At 70.1% G+C, this 12,169-nt stretch carries 13 protein-coding genes; 12 read left to right on the top strand and 1 reads right to left on the bottom strand.

Features of this window, described 5'->3' with window-relative positions; all coding sequences use genetic code 11:
* Window positions 1–11 precede the first annotated feature (11 nt).
* The 10 genes from uppS (at window position 12) to lpxB (ending at window position 9,688) form a co-directional block, all read left to right on the top strand.
* Complete coding sequence (uppS, locus tag FHG71_RS13885) at window positions 12–764, top strand: polyprenyl diphosphate synthase (protein WP_139082294.1); 753 nt, start codon at window positions 12–14, stop codon at window positions 762–764.
* Window positions 761–1,561: a phosphatidate cytidylyltransferase gene (locus tag FHG71_RS13880; RefSeq protein WP_139082293.1), complete on the top strand. Its 801-nt coding sequence runs from the start codon at window positions 761–763 to the stop codon at window positions 1,559–1,561. The genes uppS and FHG71_RS13880 overlap by 4 nt, the downstream gene beginning before the upstream one ends.
* Window positions 1,562–1,778: 217 nt before the next feature.
* Window positions 1,779–3,113 carry an RIP metalloprotease RseP gene (gene rseP / locus FHG71_RS13875; RefSeq protein ID WP_139082292.1) on the top strand — a complete coding sequence of 445 codons (1,335 nt, stop codon included), beginning with the start codon at window positions 1,779–1,781 and terminating at the stop codon, window positions 3,111–3,113.
* Between the two features lie 68 nt (window positions 3,114–3,181).
* Window positions 3,182–3,319 carry a hypothetical protein gene (locus FHG71_RS23585; RefSeq protein ID WP_176559425.1) on the top strand — a complete coding sequence of 46 codons (138 nt, stop codon included), beginning with the start codon at window positions 3,182–3,184 and terminating at the stop codon, window positions 3,317–3,319.
* Window positions 3,320–3,410: 91 nt separating this feature from the next.
* Complete coding sequence (gene bamA, locus FHG71_RS13870; RefSeq protein ID WP_139082291.1) at window positions 3,411–5,696, top strand: outer membrane protein assembly factor BamA; 2,286 nt, start codon at window positions 3,411–3,413, stop codon at window positions 5,694–5,696.
* A complete protein-coding gene (locus FHG71_RS13865; RefSeq protein WP_139082290.1) occupies window positions 5,696–6,352 on the top strand; it encodes an OmpH/Skp family outer membrane protein in 657 nt (218 codons plus the stop codon). The genes bamA and FHG71_RS13865 overlap by 1 nt, the downstream gene beginning before the upstream one ends.
* Window positions 6,353–6,421: 69 nt before the next feature.
* Window positions 6,422–6,913: a 3-hydroxyacyl-ACP dehydratase FabZ gene (fabZ, locus tag FHG71_RS13860; protein ID WP_139082289.1), complete on the top strand. Its 492-nt coding sequence runs from the start codon at window positions 6,422–6,424 to the stop codon at window positions 6,911–6,913.
* Window positions 6,913–7,689 (top strand): acyl-ACP--UDP-N-acetylglucosamine O-acyltransferase, encoded by a 777-nt coding sequence (gene lpxA, locus FHG71_RS13855; RefSeq protein WP_139082288.1) that lies wholly within the window; start codon window positions 6,913–6,915, stop codon window positions 7,687–7,689. The genes fabZ and lpxA overlap by 1 nt, the downstream gene beginning before the upstream one ends.
* A complete protein-coding gene (locus tag FHG71_RS13850; RefSeq protein ID WP_139082287.1) occupies window positions 7,686–8,486 on the top strand; it encodes an LpxI family protein in 801 nt (266 codons plus the stop codon). The genes lpxA and FHG71_RS13850 overlap by 4 nt, the downstream gene beginning before the upstream one ends.
* The gene (gene lpxB, locus FHG71_RS13845) at window positions 8,483–9,688 is read left to right on the top strand and encodes a lipid-A-disaccharide synthase (protein ID WP_139082286.1); all 1,206 of its coding nucleotides are present in this window, start codon (window positions 8,483–8,485) and stop codon (window positions 9,686–9,688) included. Before FHG71_RS13850 ends, lpxB begins: the two co-directional genes overlap by 4 nt.
* On the opposite strand, the gene mnmA is transcribed toward lpxB, so the two are convergent.
* On the bottom strand, window positions 9,631–10,776 hold the full coding sequence (gene mnmA / locus FHG71_RS13840) for a tRNA 2-thiouridine(34) synthase MnmA (RefSeq protein WP_176559424.1): 1,146 nt from the start codon (window positions 10,774–10,776) through the stop codon (window positions 9,631–9,633). The two genes, lpxB and mnmA, sit on opposite strands and share 58 nt — an antisense overlap.
* A 148-nt stretch (window positions 10,777–10,924) precedes the next feature.
* Here mnmA and sciP point away from each other — a divergent pair, with 148 nt between their 5' ends.
* Together sciP and ctrA are read left to right on the top strand one after the other, a co-directional pair.
* Window positions 10,925–11,203: a CtrA inhibitor SciP gene (gene sciP / locus FHG71_RS13835; protein WP_139082285.1), complete on the top strand. Its 279-nt coding sequence runs from the start codon at window positions 10,925–10,927 to the stop codon at window positions 11,201–11,203.
* Between the two features lie 91 nt (window positions 11,204–11,294).
* Window positions 11,295–12,011: a response regulator transcription factor CtrA gene (ctrA, locus tag FHG71_RS13830; RefSeq protein ID WP_139082284.1), complete on the top strand. Its 717-nt coding sequence runs from the start codon at window positions 11,295–11,297 to the stop codon at window positions 12,009–12,011.
* Window positions 12,012–12,169 lie beyond the last annotated feature (158 nt).

Genomic DNA, 12,169 nt, shown 5'->3' with positions numbered 1-12,169 from the left:
GGAGTCCCGACATGGCCTTCGACAGCACGACCCAAGCCCGCCCGGGCCAGCCCCCGGCGGGGGCCCGGCATGTGGCGATCATCATGGACGGCAACGGCCGCTGGGCGCAGATGCGCGGCCGGCCCCGCATCCTGGGCCACCACGCCGGCGCCAAGCGCGTCCGCGAGATCGTGGAGGCCTGCCCGGACCTGGGCGTGAAGTACCTCACGATCTTCGCCTTCTCGACCGAGAACTGGAAGCGTACCCAGTCCGAGGTGGCAGGACTCATGTCGCTGTTCCGCCGCTACATCCAGCGCGAGGCGCGGGACCTGCTGGCCCGCGGCGTGCGCGTGCGCTTCATCGGCGACCGCATCCGGCTCGACCACAAGCTCGTCACGCTGATGGACGAGCTGGAACTGCTGACCAGCGGAAACGACCGCGTGCACCTGACCATCGCGCTGAACTACGGCGGGCGCGACGAGGTGACGCGCGCCGCCAAGCGGCTGGCCTACGAGATCGAGATGGGGCGGCTCTCGCACAAGGACGTGGACGCCGAGACGCTGGCCAAGTTCCTCGACACCCACGTCCTCCCTGATCCGGACCTGGTGATCCGCACCTCCGGCGAGGCGCGCATCTCGAATTTCCTGCTCTGGCAGTCGGCCTACGCAGAGTATGAATTCATCGACACGCTCTGGCCCGACTTCACCCAGGCCGAGTTCGGGCGCATCGTCAGGGGCTTCGCCGCCCGTGACCGCCGCTTCGGCGGAGTCAGGGCCCCGGCGTGAGGGCGCTGTCGGACCCCTCGCGGTGGTCCGACCTGGGCCCTCGGGCGGCTTCGGCCGTGGTGATGATCGCCATCGGCACCGCCGCGGTGATCGCCGGCGGCGTGTGGTTCCAGATGGTCACGGTCTTCGTTACGGCCGTGATGATCTGGGAGCTGTGGACGATGATCGAGCCGCAGGGCCCGACGCGGGGGATGCTCCTCGCCGCCCTGGTGGCCAGCGTTCTGTCGGGCCAGCTCGCGCTGCAGGAAGGCTGGGGGCTCGTCCTGTTTCTCCTGGCGGCCGGCGGAGGCGCGGCGACGCTCCGGCGCGAGCGGCTCACCTTCTTCGGCTTCGCTCTGGCGGTGCAGGTGGCGGGCTGGGGCCTCGTCACCTTCCGGCACGAGTTCGGCTTCTTCTGGCTCCTGTGGCTCATCGGCGTCGTGGTGATCACGGACGTGGCGGGCTACTTCGCCGGCCGGCTGATCGGCGGGCCCAAGTTCTGGCCGCGCGTGAGCCCCAAGAAGACCTGGTCGGGCACGGTCGCCGGCTGGATCGGGGCGGCGGCGGTCGGCCTGACCTTCGATGCCTTCGCCATGACGGGGCTCTGGATCGTGCCGCTGTCGATGGCGCTGAGCCTCGCCTCGCAGATGGGGGACATTGCGGAATCGGCGCTGAAGCGGCGGGTGGGGGTCAAGGACTCCTCGGCGCTGATCCCGGGGCATGGGGGGCTCTTCGACCGCTTCGACGCGCTGCTGGGGGCCTCGCTCTTCATGCTGCTGGTGACGGTCATCCTGGGCGTGCCGGGCGTCCCGGACTGATTCGGGGGACGCGGAGGTCGGGCGACGCGGGACCGGCAACGGTTCGTTTCACCTTCTTGGCACCGAATGAGAGATTTTGACGCCTCGTGCCGGGTGGCGGCGTGGCTCGGTCACGCCTAAGTCGTGGGAACGCCATGCTGTGCCGCGAGGATGCCCCGCGGCCCGGGGCGCCGTTCGCGGCAGAGCGGGATGCTGGCGCACGAAGGGGAGGGACCGGGTGGACGCGACGCAAATCCTGCCACAGTTCGGAGGGGCGGCCTTCACGCTGCTGGCCTTCGTCGTGGCGCTTTCGATCATCGTGGCGATCCACGAATACGGCCATTACATCGTGGGCCGCTGGACGGGCATTAAGGCCGAGGTCTTCTCGCTGGGTTTCGGGCCGGTGCTCTTCTCCCGCACCGACCGGCACGGGACGACCTGGCAGGTCGCGGCGCTGCCCTTCGGCGGGTACGTCAAGTTCCTGGGCGACGCCAACGCCGCTTCGGTGGGGGGAACGGCCGACAGCATCGACCATGCGCGGCGGCGGCAGACGATGCTGGGCGCGCCGCTCTGGGCGCGGGCGGCCACCGTGGCGGCGGGCCCCTTCGCGAACTTCCTCCTGACGGTCGTGATCTTCATGGCGCTGGCGCTGACGCAGGGACGGCCGACCGACCCGCTCACCATCGCCGAGCTGGCGCCGCTGCCCCCGGCCATCGCGCAGGAGCTTCGCCCCGGCGACGAGATCCTGGCCATCGCCGGCCGGCCCGTGACGGTGGAAACGCTGGGCGAGGCGGTCGAAGATCTTTCGCCGACCGATTCGGTGCCCTACGCCATCCGGCGCGACGGGGAGGAGCTGACGGTCGCCGGCCCCCATCCCTTTCCGCCCGTCGCCGCTTCGGTCGCGCCCAACAGCGCCGCCTGGGACGTGGGCATACGGGCCGGCGACGTGATCCTGTCCGTGGACGGCCAGCCCGTGAGCGCCTTCGACGAGCTGGTGGATCTGGTCCGCGAATCGGAAGGGCGGGCTCTCAGCCTTCTCGTCTGGCGCGACGGGGAGGAGATCGAGTTCACGGTCGCGCCCCGCCGGGCGGACCTGCCGCTGCCCGAGGGCGGTTTCGAGACGCGCTGGCTCGTGGGGCTGACCGCAGGGCCGTTCTTCGCCGCCGAAACCGAGTCGCCGGGCCTCGTCGCCGCCTTCGTCGATTCGCTCGCGCAGCTCTGGTTCGTCATCACCTCGTCGCTGTCGGGCTTCGCGCACATGATCACGGGGGCGATTTCGACCTGCAACCTGTCGGGGCCGGTCGGCATCGCCGAGACCTCGGGCGCGATGGCCGAGCAGGGGGCGCTGAGCTTCGTAAGCTTCCTGGCCGTTCTGTCCGCGGCCGTCGGGCTGATGAACCTGTTTCCCATTCCGATCCTCGACGGCGGACACCTCGTGTTCCACGCCTGGGAGGCGGTCACGGGCAGGCCGCCGGGCGGCCGGGCGCTTCGGGTTCTGATGGCCGCGGGGCTGTCGCTGCTCCTGAGCACCATGGTCTGGGCGATCGCCAACGATCTCTTTCTCTGCCCCTGAGCGGCCCCCGGCTCGCCTTTCTTCCGCCCCCTTCGCCGGGCAGCATCCCCCCGAAGGGGGGCCCTGCCATGCAAGCCAGCATCCGATCCAACTCCCGCGGCCTCAGGCTGCTCATCGTCCTTGGGCGCGACCTCGCGCTGGCGGCCGCGTCCGTGGGCGGGGCGCTGCTGGTGGGGGCGTGGCTCCAGTCCCTCGCCCTGGGCTGAGCGGCGCGGGGCCCGGCCCGTTGGTTTTGACAACCGCACGGTATGCCGCTACGCCTCGGACGGAATAACCACAAAGACGCGGGCGGTGGCGATGAGCGGTTGGGGATGGCGCGCGGGCGTGCGCGGACGTGTTCTGGCGGCGCTGCTCCTGTCGGCGGCCCCCCTGGCGCTTGGGGCGCAGACCTACAGCTTCGGCTCGGTCCGGGTCGAGGGGAACCAGCGCATCGAGGAGGGCACGATCCTCGCGCAGGCGGGCATCGCGCAGGGCGAAGCGGTCACGGCGGCCGAGCTGAACGACGCCGCGCAGGCTATCCGAGCCACGGGTCTCTTCGAGACCGTGGACGTGATCCCCGAGGGCGGCACGCTGGTCATCCGCGTCCGCGAATACCCGACGATCGGCCGCATCAACTTCGAGGGCAACACCTCGCTCAACGACGAGGCGCTGGCCAGCCTCGTGGGCTCGATCGAGCGGCGCGTCTACTCGCCGTCGCAGGCCGAGCAGGACACCGCCGCCATCGCGCAGGCTTATGTCCAGTCGGGCCGCGTCAACGCCGTGGTGGTCCCCGCCATCATCCGGCGCGACGACAACTCGGTGGACCTCGTGTTCCAGATTGCCGAGGGCGGCGTCACCGAGATCGAGCGCATCTCCTTCGTCGGCAACCGCGACTTCTCGGACCGGCGGCTGCGCAACGTGCTGGAGACGCGGCAGGCGGGGCTCCTGCGATCGATCATCCGCAACGACACCTTCGTGGCGGAGCGGATCGATCTGGATCGCCAACTCCTGACCGACTTCTACCGCTCGCGCGGCTACGCCGACGCCCAAGTGCAGAATGTCGACGCCAATCTCACGCGCGAGCGCGACGCCTATCTCCTGACCTTCAACGTGCTCGAAGGGCGGCGCTACGACTTCGGGACCGTCACGGTCACCAGCGCGCTGCCCGAGGCGGATGCCGCGCTGTTCCAGCAGGTCGTGCAGGTGCAGCGGGGGCAGACCTACTCGCCGGTCGCGATCGACAACGACGTGGCCCGCATCGAGGACGAGGCGCTGCGGCGTGGGATCAACTTCCTGCGCGTCGAGCCGCGCATCACCCGCGACGAGCGGGGGGGACTCCTGAACGTCGAATACGCCCTCGTGCCGGGCGAGCGCATCTTCGTCGAGCGCATCGACATCGAGGGCAACGCCACAACGCTCGACAGGGTGATCCGGTCGCAGTTCCGCACCGTCGAAGGCGACCCGTTCAACCCGCGAGAGATCCGTGCCACGGCCGCGCGCATCCGTGCCCTGGGCTTCTTCTCCGAGGCCGAGGTCGAGGCGCGGCCCGGCTCCGCCCCCGACCAGGTGGTCGTCGACGTCAACGTGACCGAGCAGCCCACGGGCTCGCTCTCCTTCGGCGTCAACTATTCGAGCGACAACGGCCCGGCGCTGATCGGCAGCTTCGCCGAGGACAACTTCCTCGGGCGCGGGCAGTCGCTGGAGTTCCAGCTGTCCACCGGGCGCGACAACCGGCAACTGACGCTCGACTTCACCGAGCCGCAATTCCTGGGGCGCGACCTGGAGGCGGGGCTGGAGCTGACCTATCGCCAGACCGACAACGCCAGCGCCCTCTACGACACCAACCGTTTCCGCATCTCGCCCAACTTCGGCTTCCCGATCAGCGAACGGGGCCGGGTCAGCCTGTTCTACGCCACCGAGTTCACCGAGATCACCGACGTGGACGACGACGCGAGCGCCATCATCAAGTCCGAGGCCGAGGAGGGTGGCATCTGGACCAACTCGGTGGGATTCAACTACAGCTTCGACACCCGGCGCAACAACATCGACACGGCAACGAACTACGTGTTCCGCGCCGGCCAGGAATACGCCTTCGGCGACCGGACCTACGTGCAGACCACGGCGCTCGCCGCTGCCGAGACGCGGGTCTTCGGCGAGGACGTGATGCTGCGGGCCACCATCGAGGGCGGCGTGCTGAACTTCTCGGACGGCGACAGCCGCGTGACCGACCGCTTCTTCCTGGGCAGCCGCGTCATGCGCGGCTTCGAGCGGGGCGGGATCGGGCCGCGCGACGCGGACACTGACGACGCGCTGGGCGGCAACTCCTACGCCGTGGTGCGGCTCGAATCCGAGTTCCCGCTGCCCGTGCCCGAGGAATACGGCATCTCGGGTGGGGCCTTCATCGACTACGGGTCGGTCTGGGACGTGGGCAAGGGCGGCGCGGACATCATTGGCAACGACTTCACCCCGCGGGCCGTCGCCGGGCTGTCGCTGTTCTGGGACACGCCGCTCGGGCCCTTGCGCTTCAACTTCACGGAGCCGCTGATCGCCGAGGACTACGACCGGCCGCAGAACTTCGACCTCACGGTGTCGACGCGGTTCTGATGCGGGGCCGGCTCGTCGCCCTGCTTCTGGCGCTGGCGCCCCTGGGGGCGGTGGCGCAGGACGACTTGGCGCTGGGGCAGGTTCAGAGCCCGGTGCTCGTGATCGACGCGGGCCGTCTCCTGGCCGAGTCGCGCGCCGGCCAGGCGATCGACGCGGACCTCCGGGCGCGGGCCGACGCCCTCGCGGCCGAGAACCGGCAGCTTGAGGCGGAGCTGACCTCCGAGGAGCGGGCCCTGACCGAGCGGCGCCCCACGATGGAGGTCGAGGCCTTCCGGGCCGAGGCCGAGGCCTTCGACGCCCGCGTCCAGGCCATCCGGTCCGAGCAGGATGCCAAGCAGCGCGAGCTTGAGGAGGCCGTGGACCGGAGCCGGGAGGACTTCCTGACCGCCGTGCGGCCCGTGCTGGCGCAACTCATGATCGAAAGCGGCGCGGCCGTGATTCTCGAGAGGCGCGAGGTGTTCCTCAGCGTGGGTCTGGTGGACGTGACCGACGAGGCCATCGCCGCCATCGACGCCGAGATGGGAGAAGGCGCCGCGGCGCCGGACAGGTCCGGCGCGGAGACGGCTCCCTCCGGGGACGCGACCCCGTCCGAGGCGACCGATCCGGCAACGCCTCCGGCCGCCACGGACGGGCCCGAGGCCGTGCCGGGCGACTGACCGGGCGCGACTTGCGAGGTGGGGGGCTTGTTGCTAGGCAGGCCGCAAGCAGCCAGAAGGGAATTTGGGATGGACCAGCCGACGAGCGAAGCGCAAGGCGCGGCCGTGACCGAGGCCGACATCCATCTGATCCAGAAGATCCTGCCCCACCGCTACCCCTTCCTGCTCGTGGACCGCGTGCGCCAGATCGAGGGGACGACGCGGGCGCAAGGGCTCAAGAATGTCACGGTGAACGAGCCGCATTTCCAGGGCCACTTCCCGGACGCGCCGATCATGCCCGGCGTCACGATCATCGAGGCGATGGCGCAGACGGCCGGGGTGATGATCGGGGCCTCGCTGGGCATGACGGCTGGCAACCTGCTGATCTACTTCATGGCGATCGACAACGCCAAGTTCCGCCGCAAGGTGGTGCCGGGCGACCAGCTCCTGATGGACGTGACCACGCTGCGCGGCAAGCCGGGCGGCAAGGTCTGGCGCTTCGCGGGCCGGGCCACGGTGGACGGGGAGCTCGCGGCCGAGGCCGAGTTCACCGCCATGGTCGATCTGGGCGCGGCCGGCTGATGGCCATCCATCCCACGGCGCTCGTCGAGCCCGGGGCGCGGATCGGCGAGGGCGCGCATATTGGCCCCTTCTGCACCGTTGGCCCCGAGGTCGTGCTGGGCGAGGGCGTGGAGCTGAAGTCCCACGTCGTCGTCGCGGGCGACACCGAGATCGGCGCGGGCACGGTCGTCTTTCCCTTCGCCGTGCTGGGCGAGGTGCCGCAGGACCTGAAATATGCGGGCGAGCGCACGCGGCTCCGCATCGGGCCGATGAACCGCATCCGCGAGCACGTCACCATGAACCTTGGCACTGCCGGGGGCGGCGGTGAGACGCGGGTGGGCGCGGGTGGCCTCTTTATGGCGGGCTGCCATGTGGCGCATGACGCGCAGGTCGGTGACCGGGTGGTGGTGGCCAACTGCGCCGCCGTCGCCGGGCATTGCATCATCGGTGACGACGTGGTGATCGGGGGCCTCGCCGGCATCCATCAATGGGTGCGGATCGGGCGCGGCGCCATGATCGGGGCGCTGGCGATGGTGACCCATGACGTCCTGCCGCATGGCCTCGTGCAGGGGCCGCGGGGCGAGTTGGACGGGCTGAACCTCGTAGGGCTCAAGCGCCGGGGCGTCGCGCGGGACGAGATCTCGGCCCTGCGCCATGCCTATCAGGCGCTGCGCGACGGCGAGGGCGCGTTCCAGGAAAGGGCACGCGGGCTCGGGGCCTCGGGGAGCGCGCTGGTGCGCGAATGGGCCGAGTTCGTGGCCGCGGCGACCGACCGCCAGTTCCTGACGCCCCGATGATCGCGCTGATCGGCAGCGAAGGGCCCCTGACGGTCGCCCTGACCCAAGCCCTGCGGCATCGGGGCGAGGCCAGCATGACCTGCGCTCTGGGGGTGGAGACGGTGCTGGAGCCCGCATCCGGGCCCGTCACCTTCCGGCTGGAGCATCTGGGCACGCTGCTGCGCCATCTGCGCGACCGGGGCGTGGAGGCCGTCTGCTTCGCGGGCGGGATCGCCCGTCCTCAGGTGGACCCGTCCCGAATCGATGCCGCGACCATGCCGCTGGTGCCACGCCTTTTGGCAGCGCTGGGCAAGGGCGACGACGGAGCGCTGCGGGTGGCGCTGGGGATCTTCGAGGAGGCGGGCTTCGTCGTGCGCGCTGCGCATGAGATCGCGCCCGACCTGCTGCCCGCTGCCGGTGTTCTGACCGCCGCCCAGCCTACGGCGCAGCACGAATCCGACGCCCGCCGCGCCGAAGAGGTCCACCGGCTGCTCGCCGCCGCCGACGTGGGCCAGGGCGTGATCGTCCGCCGCGGGCAGGTCGTCGCCGTCGAAGCGCAGCCGGGCACCGACTTCATGCTGCGCTCGGTGCGCGGCCATGCGGACGGGGCCCTCTTCCTCAAGGCGCCCAAGCGGGGGCAGGACCGGCGGGCGGACCTGCCGGTGATCGGGGTCCATACCGTCGCGCTGGCGCAGGAGGCCGGACTCGCGGCCATCGTCCTCGAATCGGGCGGCGTCATGGTGATAGACCGCGCGGCCACGGTGGCCGCCGCCGATGCGGCGGGAGTCGTTCTCTGGGTCCGCGAGCCCGACGCATGAGGGTCTTCCTCGTCGCCGGAGAGCCCTCGGGCGACCGGCTGGGCGCAGCCGTCATGGCGGGGCTGCGCGCGCTTCGCCCCGAGGTGGCCTTCGACGGCGTGGGCGGCGAAGCGATGATCGCCGAAGGGCTGAAAAGCCGGTTCCCCATGTCGGACCTGAGCGTGATGGGGCTGGTCGAGGTGCTCCGCCATTACGGCTCGCTCCGCCAGCGGCTCGACGAAACGATCGCCGCCGTGCGGGAGACGCGTCCCGACATCCTCCTGACCATCGACAGTCCCGATTTCGGGCTGCGGGTCGCCCGCGCGGTGCGCGACACGGGCGTGCACTGCGTCCACTACGTCGCGCCCACCATCTGGGCCTGGCGGCCGGGACGAGCCAAGAAGCTGCGCGGCGTCGCAGACCAGCTTCTCGCGCTCTTTCCTTTCGAGCCGCCGCTCTGGGAGGCGCAGGGCATTCCCTGCGACTTCGTGGGCCATCCGGTCGTGTCCGAGGAGCAGGCGACCGAGGCCGAGGCCACCGCCTTCCGCGGCACCTTCGGGATTGGCGACGCGCCGCTGGTGCTGGCGCTGCCCGGCTCGCGCCGCTCGGAGGTGGAGCGCCTGTCGGGCCGCTTCGGCGAGGCGCTGGGGCGGGTGGCCGAGGCCCGGCCGGGAACCCGCGTCGTCCTGCCCGCCGCCGCGCCCGTGGTCGATCTCGTGCGCGACCTGTCCGCCGGCTGGCCCGTGAAGCCGCTGATCCTGACGCCGCGCGCCGATCCCCTGGGGCAGGCCACCAAGCGCGCCGCCTTCCGCGCGGCCGACGTGGCGCTGGCCGCGTCGGGCACCGTGTCGCTGGAACTCGCGGCCAGCCGCACGCCCATGGTCATCGCCTACGACATGGCGTGGCTATCCTGGCAGATCATCAGCCGCATGGTGCGGCTCGACACGGCGACGCTGGTCAACATCGTCTCGGACACCCGCGCGGTCCCCGAGTTCCTGGGCCCGGCCTGCCGCCCCGTCCCCATCTCCGAGGCGCTCCTGCGCGTGATGGACGACCCCGCCGCCCAGCAGGCGGCCATGCGGTTGACGATGGAGCGCCTGGGCGAGGGCGGCGAAGCGCCGGGACTTCGGGCCGCACGGGCGATCCTGAACCGGTGGGATGCGGCTCAGGCCGCCCGGACGATCCAGCCGCCGCCGAGCACCCGCGTCCCCTCGGGCGCGTAGAACACGCAGGCCTGACCGGGCGCCACGCCTTCCTCGGGTGTGAAAAGCGTCACCTCGGCCCCACCCGGCGCAGGACGCAGCGTCGCGGGCACCGGCTGGCGGGTGGAGCGCACGCGGACCAGCACCTCGTGCTCGCCTTCCAGCGGCCCGTCGCCCAGCCAGTTGACCTCCTTGAGCGCGACATTGCGCGAGCGCAGCAGTTCGCGCGGGCCCACGACCACCTGCCTCTTGTCGGCGTCGAGCCGGACGACGAAGAGCGGCTCGTCGAGCCCGCCGATCCCAAGCCCCCGCCGCTGGCCAACGGTGTAGCGGATCACGCCGTCATGGCGGCCCAGCACGCGCCCTTCGTGGTCCACGATCTCGCCGGGCTCGGCCGCGCCGGGGCGCAGCTTCTCGATCACGGCGGCATAGTTGCCGTTGGGCACGAAGCAGATGTCCTGGCTGTCGGGCTTGTCGGCCACCGGCAGGCCATGGCGGGCGGCCAGCGCCCGCGTCTCGGCCTTGGAGGCGAGGCCGCCCAGCGGGAAGCGCAGGAAGGCGAGTTGCTCGGGCGTGGTGGAGAAGAGGAAGTAGGACTGGTCGCGTGCGGCGTCGGCTGCGCGATGCAGCTCGGGCCCGTGGGGGCCGTCGAATCGCCGGATGTAGTGACCGGTCGCCATGCAGTCGGCGTCGAGGTCGCGGGCCACGTTCAGCAGGTCGCGGAACTTCACCCGCTCGTTGCAGCGGATGCAGGGCACGGGCGTGGCTCCGGCCAGATAACTATCCGCGAATTCATCGATTACGGATTCGCGAAACAGCGTTTCGTAATCGAGGACGTAATGCGGGAAGCCCATCGTTTCGGCCACGCGCCGCGCGTCGTGAATGTCGCGGCCAGCGCAGCACGCCCCCTTTTTCGCCAGCGCGGCGCCATGATCGTACAACTGCAGGGTGACCCCCACGACGTCGTAGCCCTCCTCCTTGAGCTGTGCGGCGACCACCGAGCTGTCGACCCCGCCCGACATGGCGACCACCACGCGCGTGTCGGCCGGAGCCTTGGCAAAGCCAAGGGAGTTGAGCCCCGAGGGCATGGCAAGTTGGTCGAGAGGCATGGGAACCGTTTCCAGGACGGGCCGGACAGGGCCCCGGGACGGCGCACAATATAGGAAAATGCGACGGAGCCACAAGGCCCGGGTTCACCCCCCCTTAAGAGTCGCGCGCGATGATGCCCCTGCGAGATGCGTCAGACAGGGGTGAGAGATGTTTCTGCGCAAGGTGGATGGACCGCGGTCGGTGACACTGGCGGATGGCAAGGTGATGACACGGGCGGACCTGCCGCCGCCCGACACAAGGCGCTGGGTGGCCTCACGTAAGGCGGCCGTGGTGCGGGCGGTCGAAACGGGGCTGATCTCGCGCGGGACCGCGCTCAGCACCTACGGGCTGAGCGAGGAGGAACTCGACGAGTGGATCGAGGCCGTGACGGCGCATGGGGTGGGGGGGCTGCGGGCCACATGGCTCCAGAAGTATAGACAACCATAGCGAGCAGTGCGAGGACTCGGGCACATCGTAACGAGCAATTAACTATTTCGCTCGTAGAGTAGGTTGAAGATTCGGCTACGGAGGCCATGGTATGCGAGTCCTGCTCGTCGAAGACGACCCGACAACCTCGCGCAGCATCGAATTGATGCTCACGCACGCGAACCTCAATGTCTATGCGACCGATCTGGGCGAGGAAGGGATCGACCTCGCCAAGCTCTATGACTACGACCTGATCCTTCTGGACCTCAACCTGCCCGACATGAACGGGCACGAGGTCCTTCGCCAGCTTCGCCAGGCGAAGGTGGAAACGCCGATCCTGATCCTGTCGGGGGATGACGACACCGACAGCAAGCTCAAGGGCTTCGGCTTCGGGGCGGACGACTATCTGACCAAGCCTTTCCACCGCGAGGAACTGGTCGCCCGCATCCACGCGATCATCCGCCGATCCAAGGGACACTCGCAGTCGGTGATCCGCACGGGCCGGATCGTCGTGAACCTTGACACCAAGACGGTCGAGGTCGCGGGGCATGCGGTCCACCTGACCGGCAAGGAGTACCAGATGCTGGAGCTCCTCTCGCTGCGCAAAGGGACCACGCTGACCAAGGAGATGTTCCTCAACCATCTGTATGGCGGCATGGACGAACCCGAGCTGAAGATCATCGACGTGTTCATCTGCAAGCTGCGCAAGAAGCTGGCCAACGCCAACAGCGGCGACAGCCACATCGAGACCGTCTGGGGCCGGGGCTACGTCCTGCGGGACCCCGAGCCTGTGACGCGCGATGCCGAGCGATTGGCCGTGGGCGCCTGATCCACCGCCAGGGCGGCGGCACGCCGAAGAGCCTCGGGAGGGACCTCGCGTCACGGATGCGGGGCTCATCGACGCGACGGCAATCGACGGGCAGGAACGGCGCCCGGCTGGACCCGAACGGGCTGGCTGCCTATCACTCCGAACGACAAAGCGGGGAA

Origin of the sequence: Rubellimicrobium roseum (assembly GCF_006152145.1) — a bacterium.
In the GTDB taxonomy this organism is placed as follows: domain Bacteria; phylum Pseudomonadota; class Alphaproteobacteria; order Rhodobacterales; family Rhodobacteraceae; genus Rubellimicrobium; species Rubellimicrobium roseum.
This window is presented reverse-complemented; position numbering and strand designations above follow the sequence as displayed.

What these genes read in the sequence shown, in the direction of transcription:
- mnmA (WP_176559424.1), bottom strand. Translation starts at nt 10,776, where the DNA reads ATGCCTCTCGACCAACTTGCCATGCCCTCGGGGCTCAACTCCCTTGGC.
- lpxA (WP_139082288.1), top strand. Translation starts at nt 6,913, where the DNA reads ATGGCCATCCATCCCACGGCGCTCGTCGAGCCCGGGGCGCGGATCGGC.
- FHG71_RS13850 (WP_139082287.1), top strand. Translation starts at nt 7,686, where the DNA reads ATGATCGCGCTGATCGGCAGCGAAGGGCCCCTGACGGTCGCCCTGACC.
- FHG71_RS13865 (WP_139082290.1), top strand. Translation starts at nt 5,696, where the DNA reads ATGCGGGGCCGGCTCGTCGCCCTGCTTCTGGCGCTGGCGCCCCTGGGG.
- ctrA (WP_139082284.1), top strand. Translation starts at nt 11,295, where the DNA reads ATGCGAGTCCTGCTCGTCGAAGACGACCCGACAACCTCGCGCAGCATC.
- FHG71_RS23585 (WP_176559425.1), top strand. Translation starts at nt 3,182, where the DNA reads ATGCAAGCCAGCATCCGATCCAACTCCCGCGGCCTCAGGCTGCTCATC.
- uppS (WP_139082294.1), top strand. Translation starts at nt 12, where the DNA reads ATGGCCTTCGACAGCACGACCCAAGCCCGCCCGGGCCAGCCCCCGGCG.
- sciP (WP_139082285.1), top strand. Translation starts at nt 10,925, where the DNA reads ATGTTTCTGCGCAAGGTGGATGGACCGCGGTCGGTGACACTGGCGGAT.
- bamA (WP_139082291.1), top strand. Translation starts at nt 3,411, where the DNA reads ATGAGCGGTTGGGGATGGCGCGCGGGCGTGCGCGGACGTGTTCTGGCG.
- fabZ (WP_139082289.1), top strand. Translation starts at nt 6,422, where the DNA reads ATGGACCAGCCGACGAGCGAAGCGCAAGGCGCGGCCGTGACCGAGGCC.
- lpxB (WP_139082286.1), top strand. Translation starts at nt 8,483, where the DNA reads ATGAGGGTCTTCCTCGTCGCCGGAGAGCCCTCGGGCGACCGGCTGGGC.